Raw genomic sequence first — 24,875 nt, 5'->3', positions numbered from 1 at the left:
ATGGTGTTGCTGACTGTTCCTGCAGGCTTTGCCGCGGCGGCCCTGAACCCGTCGCAGGCAACCCGTGCAGGCTCCTCGTCATTCTCAGCCAACGCTTTGCCGAATGCCCAGCGTATTGAACTGACACTCAGTGACGCGATCTATCTTGGGCTACGTGATAACCGCGCTATTCGCAGCGCCTACCTTGACCGGGTGGCGCAGAAATTTGATCTGCGGGTGGCTGAAGACCGTTTTACCCCCAAGCTGGCGCTCAGTGGCAGCTATTTGTCGGCGCGAAATCAGGCGGATAGTTATCGACAGGGCAGCCTGACGCCCACCTCCACCTTGCTTACGCCCTACGGTACGCGCATGAGCCTGGGCTGGACCGTACGCCATACGCAGGCGGATGTCGCCGGGGTATCGCGTAACGATGGCGCGAATATTTCCGTTATCCAGCCACTACTGCGTGGCGCAGGCCGGGATGTTGCCGCCGCGCCGGTGCGGCTGGCGCAACTGACGGAGCAGATGAACCGGCTGGGCCTGAAATCGACCGTCTCGCAGACGATCACCCAGGTCATCATCGCGTATCGTGATTTACTGCGGGCGCAAGAACAGGTGCAGATAGCACAGGATGCACTGGAACGGGCGCGGCAACTGCTGGATGTCAACCGGGCGATGATTGCCGCAGGCCGGATGGCGGAATTTGAGATAGTGCAAACCGAAGCCGAAGTCGCCACTCAGGAACTCAGTTATGAAGAGGCGCGTAATCAGCAGGAGACCAGCCGGCTGGCGCTATTGCAGTTGCTGGCTCTTGGCCTGAACACGCCGATTGTGGCGACGGATGCCATGCAGGCATCGCGTATTGATGTCGATGCCGCTCAGGCGCTCAGGCAGGCGCAGGCATCTCAGCCGACTTATCTGAGCCAATTGATTGGCGCGGAACAGGCTCAGATCAATCTGACGGTGGCGCGTAACGAGCGGTTGTGGGATGTGTCGCTGGTGGGGGGGCGCAGTCAGGTGAGCGACAGCAATACCGTGAGCGGCCATTCGCGCACCTGGGAAAACTATGTTGGGGTGCAGGTAGATATCCCGATTGGGGATATGAGCCGCCAGCAGGCGGATATTCAGGCACAGGTCAGGGTACGCAATCAGGCGTTGCAACTGGCAGAAGCGCGCCAGCAACTTGAGCGCGATGTGACTAACGCGGTCAGGGCTATCGGGGTGCGCTGGCGTCAGTTTGAAATCGCCCAGCGCGCCCGCGATTTGTCGCGCCGTAAGCTGGAAATAGAGCGGGAAAAGCTGACGGCTGGCCGCTCCAGCAACTTTCAGGTACTGAGTTTCGAAAACGATTTGCGCAATGCGGAAAATGCACGACTCAATGCGTTGATTAGCTACCTGAATGCGCAGGCGATGCTGGACCAAACGCTTGGCACCACACTGGAAAGTTGGGATATCGCGTTAAATGATTAAATTTTTGACACCTAAACAGTGGGCGCTGCCATCAGGCGGTATCGCAAGGTTCCTGACCATCCTGCTGGTAATAGCGCTGCTTGTTGTGCTCTGGCGGTGGTGGACGCCGCCGTCAGACTTAACGGCAACAGCGGCATCGGAACGCTGGGTGCCCATTGCGCCACAGCGTCTGGAAACCCAGCTGGGTCTGGTCGGGCAAATTCAGGCGGCGACGCGCATCACGCTGACAGCCCCATTTGAAGGCGTGGTTCGTGAGGTGCGGGTACAAGAAGGGCAGCAGGTTGAGAAAGGACAAATCTTGCTGACGCTGGACCCGGCACAGCTGGTCATTCAGATGCGGCAGGCCGAGGCCGACGTACTGAAGGTGCAGCGCGAGGTACAACAATTACGCCAATGGGACAGCAGTACCGACGTGGCCCGTGCACGGCGTGCGTTAAGCCATGCCAGACAGTCGCTTAGCCAGACCGAGGCCAGTTTGCGTGATACGCAGGCGCTGTTCGCACGGGGTATTGTCGCTCGCATGGAGGTTGACACACTGATGCAGCAGGTGAGCACCCAGCGTCAGGATGTGATCAGCGCACAAGAAGAATTGACGGCGATACTGGCTCGTGGGCAGGGAGAAGAGCGCAAGATTGCCGAGATGGAGCTGCTTAACGCGCAGTCGCGTTATCAGACGCTGGAGGCGATGTATGCACGGCGTGACGTCGTCGCCCCGGTAGCGGGGTTTATTGTGCGAGCGGCCACGCCACAGAGCAACAAACCGATGATGGTACAACCGGGCATCGCGGTGACGCCGGGAGTCCCGCTGTTGACGGTTATCGGGCAGGATCACTTTGAGGTGCTGACGCGGGTAGAAGAAACGGATCTGCATCTGTTACGAGAAGGTATGCCAGTACAAATTAGCGGCGATGGTTTTGCCGGGCAGGTGCTGGATGGGCATATCGCTACTATCGCCATGCAGACCAATGCCACGGAAGGGCAAGGTACCGGAGCGTATTACGATGTGGTGGTTGCCATTGACAGTCCGCTGTCAGAACGCAGTCAGCCAGTGCGCCTTGGCATGAGCGCCCGGCTGGCGGTGATTTTGTATCGCAATGAGCAGGGGATTGCCGTTGCGCCACAGGCGATACAGACCGATGAACAGGGCCGGCGTTACGTACGTTATCGTGCAACGCCGCAGGCTGCTGTCGTCAACGTGCCTGTCACGCCTGGTCAGTCGGTGTTGCAGGGCGTGGAAATACAGGGTCTGGAAGCACAGGGGCTAACCGGTTATGTGCAGCTTCCTTCCCGGTAAATCCCCACTACCGCTTCCTCGCCGATGTAACCGTAGCCGCGGTACATGCCTTCGCTGTTAAACGGCAGTGCGATATTGCCCTGATGGTCAACGGCGATAAGCCCGCCGCTGCCGCCCAGCGCCAGCACTTTTTTCATCACGACATTATCAGCGGCCTGCGACAGCGGCAGATTGCCGTATTCCATCAGCGCCGAGACGTCATAGGCGGCGACGGTTCGCATAAATACTTCGCCGGTGCCGGTACAGGAGACGGCGACGGTGCGGTTGTTGGCGTAGCAGCCGGCGCCGATGATGGGGGAGTCGCCGACACGTCCGGCGCGTTTGTTGGTCATGCCGCCAGTGGAGGTCGCCGCTGCCAGATTACCGGCGGCGTCCAGCGCCACGGCGCCGACCGTACCGAATTTGCGATCCGGATCGAGCGGATCGGCGCCCTGCATCTGGCGTTCACCGTCGTGATCCAGCAGGATCTTTCCATCACCTGCCTGTGCTTTCAGCAACTGCTGGTAGCGTTCATCAGTAGAGAAAAAATCCGGCTCGACCATCTCCAGCCCTTGCTCACGGGCGAATGCTTCTGCGCCTTCTGCGGTGAACATCACGTGCGGACTGCACTCCAGCACCGCACGGGCTGCCAGAATCGGATTGCGGATGTGGTTAACCCCGGCAATAGCACCCGCTTCCAGCGAGCGGCCATCCATGATGCTGGCGTCCAGTTCGTGGGTGCCACGGTGGGTAAACACGGCACCTTTGCCGGCATTGAACAACGGGCACTCTTCCAGCAAACGTACGGCTTCGGTGACGGCATCCAGCGCGCTGCCGTTGGCAGCCAGAATCTCCTGCCCACAGGTGACAATCGCCTGCAACGCGGCGCGATAGCGTTGTTCTTTTTCGCTGTCCATCGCGGTGCGGCTGAGCGCACCCGCGCCGCCATGAATTACAATAACCGGTTTCATCCTGGATGTACTTCCTTAATGTTCAGGGCATTAATTCTGCGTGGTCGCCAGATAGGAAAAGGCGCCCAGCAGGCTGATGACTGGCGCGATGGTGGGCGACTGATAGCCCACGGTGACCGCGTCTTTGCGGATGACGCCCGGAATCAGGCAGAACAGGTCTGCCAGCACCGGTTTGGCGACCATCAGCTCCAGTTCATACGGCGGCTGCAAACGGGTAGTGGTTTCTTTATGCGCCTGTTGCACCGCTTGCGTCGCCGCCAGCCGGATAGCGTTGCGCGCGGCTTCCGGGCTGAGCGATTCTGCCGCGGTCTGAGAAATGGCGCGTTTCACGCAGGCGTAGTTGGCTGCCGGGTAGTAGCGGTTGATCCAGCTTTGCAGTGTGTCGTCGCCACTGACCAGCCACAGCGGGGTGTTGAGTTCAGCGCCAGCCGCGGCGTAGATGTCGCTTTCGCCCATCACTTCGCCGTTGATGCGCACCCGGTAGAACGCCCGGCCATTAATGGTGTGCGCCAGCACGCCATGTTCTCCGGCGGCGCTGTGGTAGCCGATAAACATCAGGCCATCGAATTGCTGCTGTTGCAGCCCTTCCACCATCGACAAACCGCGCGGTTTGCCCTGCACCAGCCGGGCGCGTGGGTCGATATGTTCAGCGCGCAGGTTGGTCATGGCGGCATGACTGTCGGCCACTACCACCTCGCTGGCGCCTCCGGCAAACGCGCCTTCGATGGCGGCGTTCACTTCCTGCTCCATCAGCCCGCGCGCGATCTGGTGTTCCGGCGTGCCGGGGCTGCACTGTTCCGGGCGCATTACACCCGCGATGCCTTCGATATCCGCAGAAATAAATACTTTCATGTCAGCGTCCTTATCGCCTGTTCTCAGGCGGTTATGCGAAATCTTGTGCCAGACGGTCCAGTATCTGTGTCAGGGCCGGGCGATGGTGGCCGCGAAAACCGGTGACGGCCTCAGCCTGTAACAGCGCATCCAGCACCGCGTGTTCGGTAGCATCGGCGGCGGCGTTGAGCAGCGGTTCCAGCTGTGCGTCTTCCGGCGGCTGTGGCGTCGGTTGGGTAGAAAAGGCGACGGCGATATCGCCGGAGCCGTGACCCCAATAGCTGCCGAGTCGCCCCAGACCAGCACCGGCACGGCGGGCGATGCGGGTCAACTGGCGGGCATCAAGCGCGGCGTCGGTCGCCATAATAATGATGATGGAACCGGCATCACGCTGGGGCGTCAGTTCCGGCAGCAGCGGCGCAATGGCTTCACCCACCTGCACGCCGTCTAACGTCAGGGCCGAAAGCGTGCCGAAATTGGCCAGTACCAGTATACCAAGGGTGGCGTTTAGCGCGGGAATCCGCCGGGAGGCGGTGCCGATGCCGCCTTTGAGCGCGAAGCAGCTCATGCCGCGCCCGGCGCCGACGCTGCCGCGGGCGAAATCCTCCGTGGCGCTATCCAGCGCCGCGCGTGCCATCGCTTCGGTCACCGCCAGCGCCTGAATGTCGTTAAGCCAGCCGTCGTTGCACTCCAGCGCCAGCGGATTGACGGTCGGCAAACGGCGGCCCAGTTCGGGATTGCGGCCAATCGCGTCGCGCACCAGCGTGGTGAACAGTGTGCCGACTGACAGGGTGTTGCTGAGCAGGATGGGGGTTTGTAATTGTCCCAGTTCTTCAATCTGCACCAGCCCCACCGGTTTGGCGAAGCCGTTGAGCACCGCCGCGCCGCAGGGCAACGGTTGTGTAAACAGGTTGTCGCTGTTCGGCAGGATGGCGGTGACGCCGGTCTGAATCTCGCCCTCGGCCAGAGTCGCATGGCCGACCCGCACGCCGGGTACGTCGCTCAGGCGATTATGCGGGCCGCAGGGCAGGCGCGGCGTGCCGAGTTGCCGCTCTGTCCGCCAGCGTTGCAGCAGCGGTATCAGTTGCGCCTGTTGATAAGGTGTCATGGTCTTTTCGCTTAGCTTTTTAGTTTCGGGTCCAGCGTGTCGCGCAGCGCATCGCCCAGCAGGTTAAAGGCCAGCACGGTGCAGAAAATAGCTAAACCGGGAAATACGCTGACGTGCCATTGGCCTGCCATCATCATGCTGCGGCTCATCGCCAGAATGTTGCCCCATTCGGGCACGTCCGGCTCTGGCCCCAGGCCGATGAAACTCAGCCCGGCGGCGGTCAGGATGCTGGTGCCGATACGCATGGTGAAATACACAATCACATTCGGCAGCGTACCCGGCAGAATATGACGCAGCAGAATCACCCGGTCCGGCGCGCCGGCGCAGCGGACGGCTTCAACGTAGGCCGCCTGTTTGAGTGAGAGCGTAGAGGCACGCACAATGCGGGCGAACACCGGCACGCTGAATACCGCTACCGCAATAATCACGTTATTGAGACCGGGGCCGAGGATTGCCACCACCGCAATCGCCAGCAACATGCCGGGGAACGCGAACAGCACGTCGCAGCCGCGCATGATCAGCATGTCGATAGTGCGGCCATAATAGCCCGCCAGCAAGCCGAGGGCGATGCCCGCCACCATACCCAGCGTGACGGAGACAATACCGATGTACAGCGAAATGCGTGCGCCGTAAATAATGCGACTCATCACGTCGCGGCCCAGATCGTCGGTGCCCATCCAGTGGTCGGCGGAAGGCGCTGCGCCGAGCGCCATCCAGTCCGGCTCCATCGGGTTCCACGGTGCCAGCCAGGGGGCGAACACCGCAACAAGTACCAGCAATAGAGCAAAACCGCCGGAGGCCAGCGCCATCGGGTTACGGATAAACGCGTGCAGAAAATCGCGCCACGGTGAACGAATCGCGTTGTCGTTCAGGGCGGAAGAGGTCGCCGCGGTCGGCTCTTGAGAAGTGTTCATCGCAGCTCCTAACGCAGGCGAATGGCCGGGTTCACCACGGCGTACAGCAGGTCAACCAGCAGATTAATCAGGATAAATTCAAACACGAACAGCATCACCAGCGCCTGAATTACTGGTTGATCCTGCGTTTTGATGGACTCTATCAACAACCAGCCTAGCCCCGGCCAGTTGAATACGCTTTCCACCACAATTGAGCCGCCCAGCAGAAAACCGAACTGCAACCCAAGCATGGTGATAACCGGAATCAGCGCATTGCGCATCACGTGTTTCCAGACGATCAGCCGCTGACGCAGCCCTTTGGCGCGGGCGGTGCGGACATAATCTTCCTGCATCACTTCCAGAAACGCCGAGCGGGTAAAGCGCGCCATCACGGCGGCCACCGAGGCCCCCAGCGTCAGCGCCGGCAGAATGATGTCGGCGGGTTTGTTGTAACCGCTGACGGAGAACACGCCGAACGGCATGGCGACGAATTGGATTAATAGCAGGCCGAGCCAGAACGGCGGCATTGAGATGCCGCCTACGGCCAGGCTCATCAGCGACCAGTCCTGCCATTTGCCGCGTTTAAGGGCGGCAAACACGCCGATCAGCAGGCCGAGGATCACCGACCAGACGAAACCGGCCAGCGCCAGCCACAGTGTCGGCAGAAAACTTTTCTGGATGACGCTCAACACCGGCTGCTGGGTACGGTAGGTGATACCAAGATCACCGTGTACCAACCCGGCCAGCCAGTTGAGGTACTGCTGCGGCAGCGGATCGTTCAACCCCAAACGCTCACGGGCGGCTTCCACCGCCTCGATGGGGGCGTCGGGGCCGGCATAGATCCGTGCCGGGTCACCCGGCAACAGCTTGATAAAACCGAACACCAACAGGGAGATCACCAGCAAAACCGGGATCATTTCCAGCAAACGTCGGACGATATAAGCAAACATGGCGATCCCCTGTGCGATTACTTGAACTCAGCCTGATCGAAGATCAGCGAACCGTCCGCCAGCATGTAAACGCCAGACAGATTTTTCACTTTACCCACCAGGTTGTCCGGCACGCCCAGGAACACCACCGGCGCGTCTTTCCAGATCAGTTTCTGAGCATCGGCATACGCGGCAGCACGTTTGCTGTTATCCGAGGTCGCCAGACCGGCGACGATAGCCTTGTCCACATCCGGGTTGCTGTAGTAAGAGACGTTGTAAGCTTTCGGCACCCAGGATTCTGTCGCGAACAGCGGACGCAGCGCCCAGTCGGCATCGCCGGTAGAAGGTGACCAGCCGCCGTAGTACAGGTCGAATTCAGCCTGTTTCGGGTCTTTCACGCCGAACAGTTTTTCGTTGCGTGCGCCGGAGTCCATTGGGGTGACGGTGACTTTAATACCGACCTGCTCCAACTGCTGTTTGAAGAACTGGGCGCTGCGAATATAGTCGGTACGGTTGGTGGTCCACAGTTTTAGTTCCAGCCCTTTTTCGTAACCGGCTTCTTTCAACAGTTCCTTCGCTTTAGCGGGGCTATAGCTATAGTTCGGCTCGCTCTGGCTGGCAAAGAACTGTACGCGCGATGCCATGGCAGAGGCGGCAGGCAGGCCCATGCCGGCAAAACCGACTTTCAGCCAGATAGTACGGTTGATGGCGAAGTTCAGCGCCTGACGTACCCGCACATCACTCAGTGGTCCGTGCTGGGTGTTGATAGCCATATAGAACAGATAGATGCTGGGGTCGCGCTGGATAGCCAGTTTGGCGTCATCTTCAACGGTTTTTACCAGATCGGACGGCAGCGGATAGATAGCGTCGGACTGGCCGGATTTCAGCGATGCGACGCGGGTGGCGTCTTCCGGCGACGGGTAGAAGGTGACGTTATCAACTTTCGGCCAGCCTTTCTGCCAGTAGTTGTCGTATTTGGTCAGTTTGACGTCTTTGCCCTGTTGCCATTCGACAAACTTGAACGGACCGGTGCCGACCGGGTGTACGCGCAACTGGGTTTCGTCCGGGTACTGTTGCAACGCCGCCGGGCTGTGCATCACCGCAGACGGGTGCGCCAGGGTGTTGATAAACGCACCGAAGGATTTATTCAGCTCGATTTTTACCTGTGTCGGCGACAACACCGTCACGTTCTTGATCATATTGAACAGGCTGTTGCGCTTGAGTCCTTTGCTCTGGTCAGCCAGACGATCAAGGTTGGCTTTTACCGCGTCGGCGTTGAACGGCGTACCGTCCTGAAAGGTTACGCCCTCGCGCAGCGTGATGGTGTATTCGGTGGCATCGGCGTTGCCGGTGTAACCGGTCGCCAGTTGCGGCACCAGTTTCATCTGCTCATCGAACTGGAACAAACGTTCAAAGATGCCGCTCTGGATGGAGTAACTCAGGGTATCCGAGGTGTCGTGCGGGTCCAGCCCGGTGATGTCGGCATAGATGGAAATGCGCAGATCCTGAGCCTGAGCCGCAGCGGCCAGACACAATGACAGCCCAAGCGCGACGGCGGAACGACGTGAAGTTACTGCGTGTAGTAACGATTTCATGGTGTCTCCTGTAAATGGTGTGTGTTGCTGGTTGTTGTGCTGCTTTCGGTTATTGTTTTTATTACTGGTTTTTTATTACTGCTTAATTTTCATCACGATCAGTACATTGCTGACGCGATGACTGCCCACGGGCAGTGAGGTGTCCCTGGTGTTGGACGGTATTACGTTTTACTACTTACCTGGTTTACTACTTACCTGGTTCACTAATTACTCGGTTCACTACTTATTACTACGGTTTACTGCTACTGACGGATGGCTCAAGCCCGGCTTCACTTACCCAATGGTGCGGAGCGACTTCGCGGTAACGTGCTTTTTCTACCACCTCGTTCGCCTTGCGCAGCGGCGAGGGGATTTCGCTGTCGTCCAGCTCGCGTGTATAGCGGCGGCCTGGGTCGGCTATCGGCACCGACGCCAGCAGGCGTCGGGTATACGGATGCTGCGGGTTGTTGAACACCGACTGGCGCGGGCCGATTTCCACAATCTGACCGAGGTACATCACCGCTACGCGGTTGGCGATGCGTTCCACCACAGCCATGTCGTGGGAGATGAAAATCCACGACACGCCGGTCTTCTGCTGTAAATCCATCATCAGGTTGACCACCTGCGCCTGAATCGACACATCGAGCGCCGATACCGCTTCGTCGGCAATGATCACCTGAGGGTGCAGCGCCATGGCGCGGGCGATGGCGATACGCTGGCGCTGGCCGCCGGAAAATTCGTGCGGATAACGTTGCGCGTGTTCCGGTTGCAGACCGACGCTTTTCAGCAGCGCCTGCACCTGTGGCGTGGCCTCTTCCAGCGATTTCACCAGCCCGTGCAGCAGCAGCGGCTCGGCGATGGTGAAGCCGACGGTCAGACGCGGGTTGAGCGAGGCATAGGGGTCCTGAAACACCATCTGCATTTTGCGGCGCAGCGGCTGGAAATCGCGGTTGTGCAGGCCAGCAATCTCCTGCCCGTCAAACAACAGGCTATCGGTCTGGCTTTCCACCAGACGCAACAATGCCCGCCCGGTGGTGGATTTGCCGCAGCCGGATTCGCCGACGATCGCCAGCGTTTCCCCCGGCCAGACGGCGAAATCAATTTGCTCCACCGCATGTACCCGATGAGTGACGGAAGAGAGAATGCCGCTGCGTATCGGGTAGTACACTTTCAGGCCACGGATATCGAGCAGCGGCGGGGCGTCATAACGTGCGGTCATGTGATCCGGCTCTGCCGTCGCGTTTTGCTGTCCCAGCAGTGGGAAGCGCTTAGGCCAGGCGCTGTCGCGCATATCGCCCAGTCGAGGCACCGCTGCCAACAGTGCCTTGGTGTAGTCGTGCTGTGGGCGGTTGAAAATCTCCTCGACCGTGCCTTGTTCCACCACCTCGCCGCGGTACATCACCACCACGCGGTCAGCGATTTCCGCCACCACGCCCATATCGTGGGTGATGAACAACACCGACATGTTGCTCTGGCGTTGCAGGTCGCGCAGGATTTGCAGGATGCGCGCCTGCACCGTCACATCCAGCGCGGTGGTGGGTTCGTCGGCGATCAGTAACTGCGGGTCGCAGGCCAGCGCCTGAGCAATCATCACCCGTTGACGCATCCCGCCGGACAGCGAGTGCGGGTGGCTGTTCATCACCCGGTCGATGTCGGCGATGCGCACTTTGCGCAGCAGCTCGCGTGCTTTACGGTCGGCGCTGGCGGCATCGCACATCTGGTGGTCCAGCAGCGCCTCGGTGAGTTGATCGCCCACCTTCAGCACCGGGTTGAGCGAGGTCATCGGCTCCTGAAAGATCATCGCCATGTCGCGGCCACGCAGGCGGCGACGAGCGTCATCCTTCAGGGTCAGCAGATCGTGGCGGCGACCGGAACTATCGGTAAAGCGGATGCAGCCACGTTCAATGCGGGCAGACGCCGCCAGCAGCCCCATGACCGTCAGCGAGGTGACCGACTTGCCGGAACCGCTCTCGCCGACCACGGCGACCACTTCCCCTTTGTTGAGGCTGAAAGAGACGCCCTTGAGCGCCAGATGGGTGCCGGAGCGACCGCTGAAGCTAATGCTCAGGTCGTCTATCTCCAGCACCGGTTGCGGTGCCGGGTTGGACACGGTCGCCGCCGGGATTGCGGTTGAGGTGGTATCCGTCATGGTCACTCCGGTAGGTTCTGTCACAGCCAGATGCGGCCACGTTTATAGGTCAGGTACGGTGAACTGTCGGCTGCCAGCCAGATAGGGCCGTCCAGGTCAACGTGTTCAGCCGCCAGCGCCACCGGCATGGCGGCTTCCATTGCCAGCGAGGAGCCGAGCATACAGCCCACCATGATGCGCAGGCCGTACTGACGCGCCTGTGTCACCATCGCCAGCGCTTCGGTCAGCCCACCGCACTTGTCCAGCTTGATGTTGATCATCTCGTAGCGGTCGCACAGCGCGGCGATGTCGCTACGGTGGTGGCAGCTTTCGTCGGCGCACACCGGAAGGGCGTGTTTAAAGGTCGCCAGCGCACTGTCTTGCCCGGCGGGCAGCGGTTGTTCCACCATGGCGATGCGATACGCGGCCAGCTGATGCAACAGCGGTTCCAGCGCCAGTCCACCCCAGGCTTCGTTGGCATCGACAATCAGCGTCACGTCGGGCGCGGACTGGCGAATCGCCGCCACCTTTTCCAGAATCTGTTCCCGGTCGAGTTTGATTTTCAGCAGCAGCGCGCCACGAGAAACCGCGTCTTTGGCGGCGTTCGCCATGTTTTCCACGCTGTCGAGACTCAGGGTTTCAGCGGTAATGATCGACTGCGGCGGCTCAATGGCGAGGTGCTGCCACAGCGTTTGTCTGGCAAGCGCGGCATTGAGCCGCCACAGAGCGCAGTCCAACGCGTTACGCGCCGATCCCGGCGGCAACGACTGTTGCAGTGCTTCCAGACCAATGCCGTTTTCCACCGCCTGACGTACGTTTTCCAACTGGCGCGTCACGCTGTCGGCGGTTTCCTGATAGTGCGCCGTAGGGGTGCATTCCCCCCGGCCAATAAAGCCGTGTTCTTCCAGCGTGACCCGCACCACAGTAACCGCGGTACGGGTGCCGCGGGAAATGGCGAACGGACGGGCCAGCGGCAGTTCTACGGTTTCAATTTGCATCTGTCGCATCGGGTTATCCCTGGGTTTTCAGCAGCGTCGCAATCTCATCGATACCGAAGCGGATCGGATCGGTTGCGGGAACGCCGAAGCGCTCGCTCAGTCCACGACAGTAATCACGCGCTGCCTGTTCGCCATAGTTGGAGGTGTTGATGGCGAAACCGGCCAGTTGCACATCCGGGTTGGTGACGCGGGCGGCACGCAGGCAGGCGTCCACACACTCATCCAGTTCCACCATCGGTTGATGGGGCAGGTGACGCATGTGCGGACGTCCCATTTCGTGGCACATCACCAGCCAGTGCGGCTGGGCACCGTGGATAAGACCGGTGGTTACCCCGGCGTAGGACGGGTGAAACAGCGACCCTTGACCTTCAACGATATCCCAATGGTCGTCGTCGTTGGCGGGTGACAGCGCTTCCGCCGCACCGGCGATAAAATCGGCGATCACCGCGTCAATGGCGATGCCGTCGCCTGCAACCAGCACCCCGGTTTGACCGGTGGCACGGAAATCCGCCTTCATCCCCTGCGCACGCATAGCGGCTTCCAGCGCCAGCGAGGTGTACATTTTGCCAACCGAGCAGTCGGTGCCGACGGTCAGTACACGTTTACCGCTGCGCTTCTTGCCGCTGCCGACGGTCAGTTCCGGGCGCATATGCCGAATATCGAACAGTTGTACCTGATGTTGTTCCGCCAGCGCCTGTAATCCGGGCACGTCTGTCAGCCTCTGGTGCAAACCGTTGGCGACGTTCATGCCGGCTTCGATGGCGGCGCGCACGGTATCCAGCCAGTGTGGCGGCAGGAAACCACCGGCATTGGCGGTGCCCAGCACCAGCGTTTTGGCGCCACGCGCCGTGGCAGCCGGAATATCCAGATCATCAAGCCCTAACGACACCGTGCTGCCCGGTAGACGCAACTGCCCTACGCACTGTTCGGGGCGCCAGGTGTGAATGCCGCGTGCCGTTTTCACCGCCAGTGGATCGGTCACGTCGCCAAGAAAAAGCAGGTAAGGTTGTGGAATCAGCATGATGTTTTTATCCGGTGGTTGCAGAGTGGTTGCATAAAAAGCGATGTCTAAGACTATTCCACGATGATTTTTTCCTGACGAATGCTTGTTTATGGGTAGGGTATAACTTTAGGGTATGGGTTTTGTTTTTCTAATATATTGTTATTTAATGGTTATTTATGAAAAACAGGCGAAGGGTATACCGGTGGGTTATGTCGCAGCAGTCAGATCAAAATCTTTTGTATTGACGGAAAAGCCCGACGGTGGCCGTGTTTAAAAGGCCATCAGCCGTATCGCCACCTGGCGCGTCGGGTGTTACGTGTCTGAAAATCAGGAAGGGCGGCGTTACCGCCGCGACGCTGCCGGAAAAAGTGATGAAGTTTTAATCGTGACGGGCGGGTAGGCAGGGCAGGGGGAAGACCGTATAATGCGCGCCAGTTTAATGAACCTGCCCGGAGACGATCCATGCGCCCAACAGGCCGAAGTGCCCAGCAAATTCGCCCTCTCACATTAACCCGTCATTACACCAAACATGCTGAAGGATCGGTGCTGGTGGAGTTTGGCGATACCAAGGTGTTGTGCAACGCCACAGTGGAAGAAGGGGTACCGCGTTTTCTGAAAGGCCAGGGACAAGGCTGGATTACCGCTGAATACGGTATGCTGCCGCGTTCTACCCATAGCCGTAATGCCCGCGAAGCGGCGAAAGGCAAGCAGGGGGGCCGCACGCTGGAAATCCAGCGTCTGATCGCCCGTTCGCTGCGCGCCGCCGTGGACCTGAACAAGCTGGGTGAATACACCATTACGCTGGATTGCGATGTGTTGCAGGCCGATGGCGGCACCCGCACCGCATCCATCACCGGCGCCTGTGTAGCGCTGGCCGATGCGTTAAATGGCATGGTGGCCAGCGGCAAGCTGAAAGCCAGTCCGCTGAAAGGCATGGTGGCGGCGGTATCGGTCGGGATTGTCAATGGCGAAGCGGTGTGCGACCTGGAATACGTGGAAGACTCCGCCGCAGAAACCGACATGAATGTGGTGATGACCGAAGATGGCCGCATCATTGAGGTGCAGGGCACTGCCGAGGGCGAACCATTCAGCCACGACGAGTTGTTATCGTTACTGGCGCTGGCGCGTCAGGGCATCGGCGATATTGTCAATGCGCAGAAGGCCGTGCTGGCTAACTGATTTTTCAAAGCGACCCCGGTGGTCGCTTTTTTATGCCATCATTTTTTATGCTATGTCGTCAGGAAGGCGGACGTTATCCTGCCTTCCGGCGTCGTTACAGGAGAGGGAGCCATGAAAGCCTACCAGCGCCAGTTTATCGAATTCGCACTCAGCAAACAGGTGTTGAAATTCGGCGAATTTACCCTGAAATCCGGGCGCATCAGTCCCTATTTCTTCAATGCCGGGTTATTTAATACCGGGCGCGATCTGGCGTTGCTGGGGCGCTTTTATGCCGAGGCTTTGATGGATGCCGATGTCGAATTCGACGTATTGTTCGGCCCTGCCTACAAGGGAATTCCGATTGCCACCACCACCGCGGTGGCGTTGGCGGAGCACCATGACCGTGATGTGCCCTACTGCTTTAACCGTAAAGAGGCCAAGGATCATGGCGAAGGCGGCAGTCTGGTCGGTAGTCCGCTGAAAGGCCGCATCATGCTGGTGGACGATGTGATTACCGCCGGAACCGCCATTCGTGAGTCGATGGAGATCATTGCTGCACAGGGCGCAACGCTTGCGGGCGTGCTGATAGCACTGGACAGACAGGAGCGCGGTCGTGGTGAATTGTCTGCGATTCAGGAAGTGGAGCGTGATTACCAGTGCAACGTGACGTCGATTATCACGCTGGGCGATCTGATTGCCTGGTTGGCGGAGAAGCCGGAAATGGCCGCGCATCTGGACGCGGTGCAGGCCTATCGCGCACAATTCGGCGTGTAACATGCAAGGCGTGGAGTAAGCGGCGTGGCGATTTGCCACGCAGTGCGTTTACTGAAGCTGGGCGGCCAGCAGCGGCCAGCGGATATCGAAGTCCTGTGTGGGCAGGGTGCGGAACTCTGAGCGGATAAAGCGCGAGAGTATGCCCTCGCAGTACGCCAGCAACTGGCTGGCCAGCAGCGTTTCGTCATGGCGGAACGCTGCGCCGCCGCGTAGTTTGTGTTCGCGCAGTACCTGACGCAGTTGAGATTCGATGCGGTCAAACAACTGGTTTATGCGGCCTTGCAAGCGGTCCTGTTCGAACATCAGCGCATGGCCGGTGATAATGCGCGTTAAACCGGGATTTTTCTCCGCAAAGCCGAGAATCAGCAACAAAATCAGTCGCAGCCGGTTAAAGGTGTCTTTTTCATCCTGCAGAATCAGGTTGATGCGGGTGGTCAGGCTGTCTTCAATAAATTCGATCAGGCTGTCAAACATCCGCGTTTTGCTGGGAAAATGCCGATAAAGCGCGGCTTCTGAAACGCCGACGGTGGCGGCCAGCTTGGCGGTGGTGATGCGTTGACTGCCGTCGCTGGATTCCAGCATCTGCGCCAGAGCCTGCAGAATTTCCTCGCGACGATTCCTTTTCGTATTTTCTTTCTCTGCCATGTCAGAAAAGGCCCTTGATAAAAATGTGACGGACAAACACCAGGTAGCGCCACAGTCGCATTCACGCTGTGGCTTTATTGTTTTCCTGGGAGGCAAGGATAGGGCGTATCAGTGGCGACCGGAATGGCCGAAACCACCGTCTCCCCGTTCGCTGCCGACGAAATCGTTAACCAGATTAAACTCGGCCTGCACCACCGGCACAAATACCATCTGGGCAATGCGTTCACCGGGTTCGATAGTGAAAGACTGGCTACCGCGGTTCCATACCGACACCATCAACTGCCCCTGATAGTCGGAATCGATCAACCCCACCAGATTACCCAGCACCACACCGTGTTTGTGACCAAGACCGGAGCGGGGCAGGATCACGGCTGCCAGCGACGGGTCGGCGATGTGGATAGCCAGACCGGTCGGCACCAGCGTGGTTTCACCCGCCGCCAGTTCTATCGCGCTGTCCAGACAAGCGCGCAAATCCAGCCCGGCAGAACCCGGCGTTGCATAGGTCGGCAGCGGGAACTGCTGCCCGATACGCGCATCAAGAATCTTTACGTCGATTTTTTTCATCATAACGGCTGACAATCTCGTCAATTAACTGTTGGCCCAACAGGTGTTTGCTGCCGTGCGGCAGACGTTTGTCTCCACCTGACCAGAAAAGGTGTAATGCATTATTTTCCGAGTTAAACCCCTGATCGGAAAGGGATACATCATTCGCGCAAATCAGGTCCAACTGTTTGCGGGCCAGCTTCTGGCGAGCGTATTCTTCCACATTACTGGTTTCGGCGGCAAACCCGACAACATAAGGCCGATTTTCGCTCATGGCAGCCACATCGGCGATGATATCCGGATTTTTGACCAGAGTGACACTGATTTCATCACCCTGCTTTTTGATCTTTTCATCGGCAATTACCTGCGCCCGGTAGTCCGCCACGGCGGCACACCCGATGACAATCTGCTGCTGAGCGGCGTGCGCCATGACCGCCTGATGCATGTCTTGCGCGCTGATAACATCAATACGGGTGACGTTATCCGGTGTCGGCAAATTAACCGGTCCTGCGATTAACGTCACCTGCGCCCCCCGTGCGGCGGCGGCGGCGGCGATGGCAAACCCCATTTTCCCGGAACTGTGGTTGCTGATGAAACGCACCGGGTCCAATGCTTCACGCGTTGGTCCTGCCGTTACCATAACATTCAGGTGTTGCAAATCATTGACATGGGCGAAGTGCGTGCTGGCGTTTGCAACCATCATCAGCGGATCAATCATTCGGCCTGGGCCGACATCGCCACAAGCCTGGCTGCCGCTGTCCGGACCCCAAATCAACGCGCCACGGGCAGCCAGTACGCCCAGATTGTGCTGTGTCGCGGCAGCGCGGTACATCTGCTGGTTCATGGCCGGCGCGATGGCTATCGGTGCCGCTGTCGCCAGACAGACGGTGGTCAGCAGGTCGTTAGCCATGCCAGCCGCCAGCCGGGCGATCAGATCCGCTGACGCAGGTGCCAGAATCACCAAGTCCGCCCATTTTCCCAGCTCAATGTGGCCCATAGCGGCCTCGGCGGCGGGATCAAGCAGATCATTCGAGACCGGATGACCGGATACCGCCTGCAGCGTCAACGGAGTGATAAACGCGCCGGCAGCTGGCGTCATTACCACGCGCACTTCAGCGCCTCTGTCGCGCAGGCGTCGCACCAGTTCCGGGCACTTATACGCGGCAATACCGCCGCTGATGCCCAGTACAATATGTTTTCCCGCAAGATGTTTTCCCACAAGATGTTTTCCCGCAAGCGAAGCGCCGGAAAGCCCGTGCAGACCAGAGGAATCTGTCATCGTTATATCCGTTTGTCAGCCGAAAAGGGATCGCATTTTAGCATAAGCGGGGACAGGTCGAAGAATCTTAGGTATCGCATTTCCCGCTACAGAGAAAACTGCGAAGCGTTTCGCAACCTATAAATCGGCTCATCGTTCCTCTGACACGCACATGGGATGATAAGCCAGCGTTTGGGAAGGAGAACGGTCATGACATGGAATGGCGGAGATGCGCCACGTGAAAAATTGATGGCGTTGGGTGCTGGAGCGTTGAGTGATGCGGAACTGCTGGCGATCTTTTTGCGCACCGGCGTTGCGGGTACACATGTGATGCAACTGGCGGAAAGTCTGCTGGCGCAGTTCGGATCGTTGTATCAGTTAATGACGGCGGACAAAGACACTTTCTGTACCGCACGGGGCGTGGGGATCTCTAAATATACGCAGTTACAGGCGGTGACGGAGCTGGCCCGCCGGTTGTTTTCCTCTCATCTGGCGCGGGAGGATGCCATGCTTAATCCTGAGATGACGCAGCAGTATCTGCACTTGCTGCTGGCGCATCAGGAGCGGGAAGTTTTTCTGGTGATGTTTCTGGATAACCAGCATCGGGTGATTCGTCATCAGGAGATGTTTGCCGGCACTATCAACCGCGTGGAGGTGCATCCCCGCGAGATTGTGCGTGAAGCGCTCAAAACCAACGCCGCTGCGCTGATTTTGGCGCATAACCATCCGTCGGGGCGTGCGGAGCCTAGTCAGGCGGACCGTTCCATCACCGGAAAAATCGTTCAGGCCTGCCAATTGCTGGATATCCGGGTGCTTGACCACCTGGTCATCGGGCGTGGCGAGTACGTTTCTTTTGCCGAGCGGGGGTGGATTTGAAAGATATTTCCGCGATCCTGAGGGATCTTTAGTTGTTCGGGACTTGAGCGCATACGCTTCAGAGCGTATACTACGCCACCTTTGAGAATCTTGGGTGTGGCGTTAAGAGCCTATCTCAGCAGGTTTATCCTGATGACAGAGTCTTTTCAGTGAAGTTGCTGAGATGGGCTCTAGAGCCTGACGAGGCGGCCAACACCCTCTACGAAGCTCGAGCTGATTTGATTTTTGGAGAATAGACATGTCCCGAGTCTGCCAAGTTACTGGCAAGCGTCCGGTGACCGGTAATAACCGTTCCCACGCAATGAATGCGACTAAACGCCGTTTTCTGCCAAACCTGCACTCCCATCGTTTTTGGGTTGAAGGTGAGAAGCGTTTTGTAACGCTGCGCGTATCTGCTAAAGGTATGCGTGTTATCGATAAAAAGGGTATCGAAGCGGTTCTGGCCGATCTGCGTGCCCGTGGTGAAAAGTATTAAGGAACTGAATCATGGCTAAAGGTGTTCGCGAGAAGATCAAGCTGGTTTCTTCTGCTGGTACTGGTCACTACTATACCACTACGAAGAACAAACGTACTAAGCCGGAAAAACTGGAACTGAAAAAATTCGATCCAGTTGTTCGTCAGCACGTTATCTACAAAGAAGCTAAAATCAAGTAATTTTAGTGGATCTGAAAAACCCGGCTTTGGCCGGGTTTTTTTATCCCTTCAGCCGGACAGTTCGCAGGAGGAGACATGCCAGAGTTACCCGAAGTGGAAACCAGTCGCCGGGGGATTTCGCCTTGGTTGGTCGGCCATACCATTTTGTATGCGGAGGTACGTAATGCACGTCTGCGCTGGCCTGTTTCTCCTGAAATTCTGTCGCTGAGCGATACGCCTGTGCTGAGTGTGCAGCGGCGTGCTAAATATCTGCTGATTGAGTTGCCGACCGGCTGGATAATCATCCATCTGGGGATGTCCGGCAGCCTGCGGGTGTTGCCGGAATACCGCGAGCCGGATAAGCACGACCATGTCGATCTGGTGATGGATAGCGGCAAGGTGCTGCGTTATACCGATCCACGCCGTTTCGGCGCCTGGTTATGGTGTGATGACCCGGCGGCCAGTTCGGTGCTGGCGCATCTGGGGCCAGAACCGCTGAGCGATGATTTTTCCGGCGATTATCTGTTTGCCCAATCCCGTGGCCGTAAGACGCCGGTTAAGCAGTGGATCATGGACAACAAGCTGGTAGTGGGGGTCGGCAATATCTACGCCAGTGAATCGTTGTTCAGCGCCGGCATTCTGCCGGAGCGGCCAGCGGGGGCGTTGTCTGAGGCCGAAGCCAACCAGTTAGTACACACCATCAAACAGGTATTGCAGCGTTCCATTGAGCAGGGCGGCACTACGCTGCGTGATTTCCTGCAATCTGACGGTAAACCGGGTTATTTCGCGCAGGAATTGCAGGTTTATGGCCGCAGCGGCGAACCCTGTCGCCATTGCGGCACCGCGATTGAGAGTATTAAGCAGGGCCAGCGCAGCACCTTTTTCTGCAAACGTTGCCAGCGTTAAACGCCATTTTTTCCTGAAAAGTTAAGACTACGCTGCTGTCAGCTTAATTTTTTCAGTAACGCGGTGGCGACGGGGAAGGGCAGAAAGTGCGACACATCGCCGCCGTGACGGGCGACTTCTTTCACCAGCGACGATGAAATGAACGACCACTGCTCAGATGGCATCAGGAATACGCTTTCCAGTGTTGGCATCAGATGGTGATTCATTTTGGCCAGTTGCAGTTCGTATTCGAAATCAGATACGGCGCGTAGCCCTCGCACCAGAATCGTCGCCTGACGCTGCTGGGCGAAATTGGCCATCAGATCGGTAAAACCAACCACCTCGACGTTCGACAGGTGCTGCGTGGCTTCTTTCGCCAGCGCCACCCGTTCTTCCAGCGTAAACAGCGTGTTTTTGCTGGGACTGGCGGCAATGGCCAGAATCAGGTGGTCAAACATACGTGTCGCGCGCGTCAGCAGATCCAAATGACCGTTAGTCATTGGGTCAAAGGTGCCGGGGTAGATAGCTCTAGTCTTCATGGTGCTGGTGTTCCTGACGAGTGTCTCGCTGGTTATTCAAGGCCCATAATCCAGTATATTTGTTAAACGTGTACTGCGCATTCACGATAGCCAGCAGCAACCCCTGCTTACCGTCGAGGAAACCGGCGCGTATTAGCCAGGTTTTGACGAACGCCCCCAACGTATGCAACACGATAGCGCTGAAACCGCAGCGCTTGCCCTGCAGGAAACGCTCGTTGGCCCAGCTTTGTGCGTAAGCGAGCTGTTTTTTCTGAAAGCTGAACAAGTCTCGACAGGTGAGGTGCTTCAGGTCGCCGCACAGCGATATCACCCTGGCTGCGCCATAGTCGAGGGATTCGTGTACGGCGTTATTGTTGTAACGGTATTGTCTGGGATAGAGGCGAATGACTTCATCGGGATACCAGCCGCTGTGGCGCATGAAGCGCCCCAGAAACAGATTGCGGCGGGCGCAGCGGTAGACGGCATCGCTTTCAGGGGCGGCGAGCGTCGTCTCGATGGATTGCCGTAGCGCTGGCGTCACCCGCTCGTCGGTATCAATCATGAAGATGTAATCACCGTTGGCGTACTGCTGTGCCAGTTGGCGCTGTTTGCCAAAGCCGGGCCAGTCAGTGTTCTGATGGACCTGTGCGCCATGACGACGGGCGATATCCAGCGTGTCGTCGCTGCTGCCGGAGTCCAGCACGATAATTTCATCGGCCCAGTTAACCGACGTCAGACAATCGGGCAGCAGTTCTGCCGCGTTATGGCTGATAATCACAACGGATAAGCGTTTCCGGTTCATTACTGGCTCCGTGGCGGCAGGTATGGCTCAAGCAAGGTCAGCAAGCTTTGCAGCGCACCCTGATTTTTATGCAGTACGTCCACGGCATGGCGACCATGGTAGCGGCGATAGTCATCGTCTGACAGCAGCGTCGTGACCTGTTTCACTAGTGAAGCGGTATCCTGCACGGTGATCAACCCGTCGGATTCCTGCAGACGGGCACAGATGTCCTTGAAATTAAAGGTATGTGGTCCCATCAACACCGGGATGGCATGTGCGGCTGGCTCCAGCGGGTTATGACCGCCCCGTTCAATCAGGCTACCGCCGACAAATGCCAGATCGGCAATGCCGTATAGCAGCATTAATTCGCCCATGGTATCGCCAATCACGACATGGGACGAGGCAGGAGGAATACTACCCGCACTGCGCAGGGTATATTCCAATCCCGCTTTGCGGACGATGGCTTTGGCGTCGTCAAAGCGGTCAGGGTGACGCGGTACCAGAATCAGCAACAGAGTGGGAAACGCTTTTAGCAATTCAATATGAGCATCGACAATGATCTTTTCTTCGCCGTCGTGGGTGCTGGCAGCAATCCACACCGGGCGCAGAGACGCCCATTGACGACGCAATGTTACGGCGCGTGCAGCCAGCTCCGGCGTGACAGAAATGTCGAATTTCAGGCTGCCGGTGACATTCAACTGGCTGCGTTTCAGCCCCAGATTGATAAAGCGCTCGCCGTCTTCCGCATTTTGCACCGCGATAAGGGTAATGCGACGCAGCAGCGTGCGCATAAAGTGGCCGAGTTTGCGATAACCGTTAGCGGAGCGTTCAGACAAACGTGCGTTGGCAATGACGAGTGGGATTTCTCGCTGGTGCAGTGCGGTGATGAGGTTAGGCCACAACTCGGTTTCCATGATGATCACCAGACGCGGCTGCACATGATCAAGAAAGCGCGCCATCGCACCGGGCAGATCGTACGGCAGGTAGACGTGGTAGACATCTTTGCCGAATGCGGATAACGCGCGCTCAGAGCCGGTCGGCGTCATGGTGGTGACGGTAATCGGCAGCGACGGGTAACGGTGGCGCAAAGCGCGAACCAACGGTACTGCGGCCAGCGTCTCTCCGACAGAGACGGAGTGCAGCAGTATGCCTTCCGGTTTTACCTGATCTTTGTAGAAACCATAACGTTCACCCCAACGTTTGCGGTACGCAGGGATTTTTCGGCCCCGAAGCCAAAGACGCAGCCAGATAAGCGGCTGGATGATGTAAAACAGAAAGGTATACAGCTTTTGTAACATATTCATCGGTATTGTATTCGTAATAGGGAATGATGTATTGCTTTCTTATCGTCAACGGGGTGTAGCGTAACTGGAGGCAGACTATGGCCTTCCCGCTCTGATTCAGAATCAATGTGGCTTTGCCAATGCCAGATAGCGCTCGCAGATTGTCTCAAGGCGGTAGCGTGCGAGCTGTTCGGGATCAATCGACGGCGGTGATTGCAACACGGATATCATCGTATCAGCCAACGCGGGCTCATTCAGATCGGACAGGCCGCGGGCCAGATCGCCTGTCAGAATTTCCTCCGGCCCGCCTGGACAGCGGGTGCTGACAACCGGTGTTCCGCAGAACAAGCTTTCTACCAAAACGTTGCCAAATCCTTCACTGTCGGAGCTGAGTACCAGCAGGCGTGCGTGGCGAATATACGGGTAAGGATTTTCGCAAAAACCGTGAAAAATGACCCGATTGGCGATGTTGAGTTCTTCAGCGAGCTGCTTGAGCTGCTGCGTATATCCATCGGACCCTTTGCCCAACAAGAGTAACGGCAGCGTAATGCCGCTTAGCGCATAGGCTCGAAGCAAACGATCATGGCGTTTGTGTGGGTGCAGACGTCCGACATGAATAAGGTATTCCTGACCCGCCAATTCGCAAGGCTGAGCGGCCAGCGCAGCAATGCGGTCAAAATCAAATGGGTTATTGATAACCTCGGCGCGATTGGGCATGACGTGAAAAGACTGCATCATGTCGTCCAGTACTGCCTGGGATACGCCAATCAGATTGCGCCGTTGGTAAATGCGTTGAATCTTTTGACGTTTCAGCCAGCGTGAAAAACCGCGTCGATGCCCAAGATAAGAAGGGGAAAACATACCGTGTAGGCAGAACCAGATGTTGCTGCGGTTCAGGGTCGCGCATTGAGCTACGATACGGTCCGTTTTATGCAGATTCGATAGCACCAGATCAAAGTGTCCGTGCCGGGCTTCCGCTTCACGAATCGCAACATCCAGTGCCGCTGCACGGCGCGGTAGTTCACGCAATTTACGCCAGGGTGTCCGACAGGTATCGATGATGGTTTGATACGTTAACCCTGAAGGCAGCGGATATGCCTGTACATCTCGCAAGGAGAACAGCGAAACCTGATGCTGCGCGGCAATAAATCCTTCGGCGAGCGTCAATACCACTTTTTCCGCTCCGCCACCAGGCAGGCCATCGATAAGTATCAGGATCCTCATGTATTACTCCAGTATGGTTTGGTAGAGCGAGATGAGCTGCCGCGAAAGTTTTTGTGGTGACGCGTCAAGGATGCGGGTACGCGCGGCCTGTGCCATGGCGCTGCCAGGAGCCGATGATGGCAAAGCCATGATGGCGTCAGTCAGCGCGGAGATATCCAGCGCATCGCAGATGTAGCCGTTATGTTCTGGCAGGATAAATTCTGCACCCCCGCAGGTGGTTGAGGTGATTACGGGTAACCCGCACGCCATGGCTTCCAGAATGACGTTCGGAAACGGATCGTACAGCGTTGGTAGCAGCAATCCATCGGCGGCGTGATAGTAAGGTTGAGGGTCCTTTTGCATACCGACAAAGCGGATACGAGATAAGCAACCTAACGATGTGGCGAGAGCGCGATATTTGTGTTCAGCTTTGTCCTGCCCAACGACAATCAGATAGCGATTTGTGGCGGCGATAGCCCGAATCGCCGCGTCTAACCCCTTGCGCTCAAAGCCTGAGCCGACGAATACCAGCACGCAACCATCCTCTGGCAGCGACAGCGAGGCGCGAATGTGTTGTCTCTGCGCCGAACTGGCAGGCTGAAACACGGTACTGTCGATGGCGTTGTAAATCACATGGATTTTGCTGGCAGGCAGGCTAAATTCGTCGATGATTTCCTGCTTTATCATTTCAGCATTGCAAATCACGGCCTTGAGCTGCGGATTGTGGTACATGTCCGTTTCTGCCTGCATCACATAGCGATGGAAACGATTTGTGAACAGAAGTTTGCTGCGCCACGTTGGCAGCAGTCGCGCTCGTTGTTGTAACCAGCGGCGATGAACACCATCACCGGCACGATAAATATCGCAACCCGCGATACGCTCATGACTTTGAACCAGATCGAAACGTTGCTGATGCCATAGCGTTCGCGCTGCCCCGGCAAAGCTACGCTCGCGGTTGATACGCCCCCAGTAGCGCGGATTACATAAGTGCAATTGCCAGTTGGCTTTTCTATCACCCTGCCATTCGCGGGTAATCACGTTGAGCTGCAGATTATCGGTAGACAGAGCCTCAAGCGCCCGCCCGATAAACCGTTCTGCCCCACCGTCAGGACGATATTTTTGCCGCACTATCGCGATACGTAATGGCGTCACAATACTTGT

Annotated in this window: 25 protein-coding genes; 8 read left to right on the top strand and 17 right to left on the bottom strand. The window is 57.8% G+C overall.

The features are described 5' to 3' along the window. Together Dpoa569_RS18830 and Dpoa569_RS18825 are read left to right on the top strand one after the other, a co-directional pair. Entirely contained in the window at positions 1–1,449 is a 1,449-nt protein-coding gene (locus tag Dpoa569_RS18830) for a TolC family protein (protein ID WP_227983219.1), read from the top strand. Continuing rightward, positions 1,442–2,743: an HlyD family secretion protein gene (locus tag Dpoa569_RS18825; protein ID WP_050569515.1), complete on the top strand. Its 1,302-nt coding sequence runs from the start codon at positions 1,442–1,444 to the stop codon at positions 2,741–2,743. The genes Dpoa569_RS18830 and Dpoa569_RS18825 overlap by 8 nt, the downstream gene beginning before the upstream one ends. On the opposite strand, the gene Dpoa569_RS18820 is transcribed toward Dpoa569_RS18825, so the two are convergent. The 9 genes from Dpoa569_RS18820 to dgcN all read right to left on the bottom strand — a co-directional run bounded on the left by Dpoa569_RS18820 (position 2,719) and on the right by dgcN (position 13,175). Beyond that, complete coding sequence (locus Dpoa569_RS18820) at positions 2,719–3,693, bottom strand: isoaspartyl peptidase/L-asparaginase family protein (RefSeq protein ID WP_042873488.1); 975 nt, start codon at positions 3,691–3,693, stop codon at positions 2,719–2,721. The genes Dpoa569_RS18825 and Dpoa569_RS18820 overlap by 25 nt on opposite strands. 30 nt (positions 3,694–3,723) lie before the next feature. Next, on the bottom strand, positions 3,724–4,545 hold the full coding sequence (locus tag Dpoa569_RS18815) for a M55 family metallopeptidase (protein WP_042873486.1): 822 nt from the start codon (positions 4,543–4,545) through the stop codon (positions 3,724–3,726). 31 nt (positions 4,546–4,576) lie between these two features. Beyond that, positions 4,577–5,632: a DmpA family aminopeptidase gene (locus Dpoa569_RS18810; RefSeq protein WP_042873484.1), complete on the bottom strand. Its 1,056-nt coding sequence runs from the start codon at positions 5,630–5,632 to the stop codon at positions 4,577–4,579. Between the two features lie 11 nt (positions 5,633–5,643). Beyond that, on the bottom strand, positions 5,644–6,546 hold the full coding sequence (locus tag Dpoa569_RS18805; protein ID WP_042873481.1) for an ABC transporter permease subunit: 903 nt from the start codon (positions 6,544–6,546) through the stop codon (positions 5,644–5,646). Between the two features lie 8 nt (positions 6,547–6,554). Beyond that, positions 6,555–7,475, bottom strand: coding sequence for an ABC transporter permease (locus Dpoa569_RS18800; protein WP_042873480.1), 921 nt, complete (start codon positions 7,473–7,475; stop codon positions 6,555–6,557). Between the two features lie 17 nt (positions 7,476–7,492). Continuing rightward, the gene (locus Dpoa569_RS18795; protein WP_042873477.1) at positions 7,493–9,049 is read right to left on the bottom strand and encodes a glutathione ABC transporter substrate-binding protein; all 1,557 of its coding nucleotides are present in this window, start codon (positions 9,047–9,049) and stop codon (positions 7,493–7,495) included. A gap of 229 nt (positions 9,050–9,278) precedes the next feature. After that, positions 9,279–11,177, bottom strand: a complete 1,899-nt coding sequence (locus Dpoa569_RS18790; protein WP_042873474.1) for an ABC transporter ATP-binding protein — start codon at positions 11,175–11,177, stop codon at positions 9,279–9,281. Between the two features lie 20 nt (positions 11,178–11,197). Then, on the bottom strand, positions 11,198–12,163 hold the full coding sequence (gene dgcA, locus Dpoa569_RS18785) for an N-acetyl-D-Glu racemase DgcA (protein ID WP_042873471.1): 966 nt from the start codon (positions 12,161–12,163) through the stop codon (positions 11,198–11,200). A 4-nt stretch (positions 12,164–12,167) separates the two neighbouring features. Then, entirely contained in the window at positions 12,168–13,175 is a 1,008-nt protein-coding gene (gene dgcN, locus Dpoa569_RS18780) for an N-acetyltransferase DgcN (RefSeq protein ID WP_042873469.1), read from the bottom strand. A 444-nt stretch (positions 13,176–13,619) separates the two neighbouring features. On the opposite strand from dgcN, the gene rph reads away from it, so the two are divergent. Next, positions 13,620–14,336, top strand: a complete 717-nt coding sequence (gene rph / locus Dpoa569_RS18775; RefSeq protein WP_042873467.1) for a ribonuclease PH — start codon at positions 13,620–13,622, stop codon at positions 14,334–14,336. A gap of 111 nt (positions 14,337–14,447) precedes the next feature. Continuing rightward, positions 14,448–15,089, top strand: coding sequence for an orotate phosphoribosyltransferase (pyrE, locus tag Dpoa569_RS18770; RefSeq protein ID WP_042873465.1), 642 nt, complete (start codon positions 14,448–14,450; stop codon positions 15,087–15,089). A gap of 48 nt (positions 15,090–15,137) precedes the next feature. Here the strand turns inward: pyrE and slmA are convergent, their stop codons facing one another. The 3 genes from slmA to coaBC form a co-directional block, all read right to left on the bottom strand. Continuing rightward, positions 15,138–15,734, bottom strand: coding sequence for a nucleoid occlusion factor SlmA (gene slmA / locus Dpoa569_RS18765; protein ID WP_042873463.1), 597 nt, complete (start codon positions 15,732–15,734; stop codon positions 15,138–15,140). Between the two features lie 108 nt (positions 15,735–15,842). Then, positions 15,843–16,301, bottom strand: a complete 459-nt coding sequence (gene dut / locus Dpoa569_RS18760) for a dUTP diphosphatase (RefSeq protein ID WP_042873461.1) — start codon at positions 16,299–16,301, stop codon at positions 15,843–15,845. Then, positions 16,270–17,556 (bottom strand): bifunctional phosphopantothenoylcysteine decarboxylase/phosphopantothenate--cysteine ligase CoaBC, encoded by a 1,287-nt coding sequence (gene coaBC, locus Dpoa569_RS18755; RefSeq protein ID WP_173024011.1) that lies wholly within the window; start codon positions 17,554–17,556, stop codon positions 16,270–16,272. The genes dut and coaBC overlap by 32 nt, the downstream gene beginning before the upstream one ends. 189 nt (positions 17,557–17,745) lie before the next feature. On the opposite strand from coaBC, the gene radC reads away from it, so the two are divergent. The 4 genes from radC to mutM all read left to right on the top strand — a co-directional run bounded on the left by radC (position 17,746) and on the right by mutM (position 19,950). Next, positions 17,746–18,411 (top strand): RadC family protein, encoded by a 666-nt coding sequence (gene radC / locus Dpoa569_RS18750; RefSeq protein WP_042873458.1) that lies wholly within the window; start codon positions 17,746–17,748, stop codon positions 18,409–18,411. 238 nt (positions 18,412–18,649) lie between these two features. Continuing rightward, a complete protein-coding gene (gene rpmB, locus Dpoa569_RS18745; RefSeq protein ID WP_012763801.1) occupies positions 18,650–18,886 on the top strand; it encodes a 50S ribosomal protein L28 in 237 nt (78 codons plus the stop codon). An 11-nt stretch (positions 18,887–18,897) separates the two neighbouring features. Further along, positions 18,898–19,065: a 50S ribosomal protein L33 gene (gene rpmG / locus Dpoa569_RS18740; protein WP_026738454.1), complete on the top strand. Its 168-nt coding sequence runs from the start codon at positions 18,898–18,900 to the stop codon at positions 19,063–19,065. 75 nt (positions 19,066–19,140) lie between these two features. Then, the gene (gene mutM, locus Dpoa569_RS18735) at positions 19,141–19,950 is read left to right on the top strand and encodes a bifunctional DNA-formamidopyrimidine glycosylase/DNA-(apurinic or apyrimidinic site) lyase (RefSeq protein WP_146411648.1); all 810 of its coding nucleotides are present in this window, start codon (positions 19,141–19,143) and stop codon (positions 19,948–19,950) included. A gap of 38 nt (positions 19,951–19,988) precedes the next feature. Here the strand turns inward: mutM and coaD are convergent, their stop codons facing one another. The 5 genes from coaD to Dpoa569_RS18710 all read right to left on the bottom strand — a co-directional run bounded on the left by coaD (position 19,989) and on the right by Dpoa569_RS18710 (position 24,866). Then, a complete protein-coding gene (gene coaD, locus Dpoa569_RS18730) occupies positions 19,989–20,468 on the bottom strand; it encodes a pantetheine-phosphate adenylyltransferase (RefSeq protein ID WP_042873454.1) in 480 nt (159 codons plus the stop codon). Further along, positions 20,458–21,249, bottom strand: a complete 792-nt coding sequence (locus tag Dpoa569_RS18725; protein WP_042873453.1) for a glycosyltransferase family 2 protein — start codon at positions 21,247–21,249, stop codon at positions 20,458–20,460. Before Dpoa569_RS18725 ends, coaD begins: the two co-directional genes overlap by 11 nt. Beyond that, positions 21,249–22,526: a lipid IV(A) 3-deoxy-D-manno-octulosonic acid transferase gene (gene waaA, locus Dpoa569_RS18720; protein ID WP_042874120.1), complete on the bottom strand. Its 1,278-nt coding sequence runs from the start codon at positions 22,524–22,526 to the stop codon at positions 21,249–21,251. The genes Dpoa569_RS18725 and waaA overlap by 1 nt, the downstream gene beginning before the upstream one ends. 108 nt (positions 22,527–22,634) lie before the next feature. Further along, a complete protein-coding gene (locus tag Dpoa569_RS18715) occupies positions 22,635–23,735 on the bottom strand; it encodes a glycosyltransferase (protein WP_042873451.1) in 1,101 nt (366 codons plus the stop codon). 3 nt (positions 23,736–23,738) lie between these two features. Next, positions 23,739–24,866: a glycosyltransferase family 4 protein gene (locus tag Dpoa569_RS18710; RefSeq protein ID WP_042873449.1), complete on the bottom strand. Its 1,128-nt coding sequence runs from the start codon at positions 24,864–24,866 to the stop codon at positions 23,739–23,741. Positions 24,867–24,875 lie beyond the last annotated feature (9 nt).

It is taken from the genome of Dickeya poaceiphila (assembly GCF_007858975.2).
In the GTDB taxonomy this organism is placed as follows: domain Bacteria; phylum Pseudomonadota; class Gammaproteobacteria; order Enterobacterales; family Enterobacteriaceae; genus Dickeya; species Dickeya poaceiphila.
This window is presented reverse-complemented; position numbering and strand designations above follow the sequence as displayed.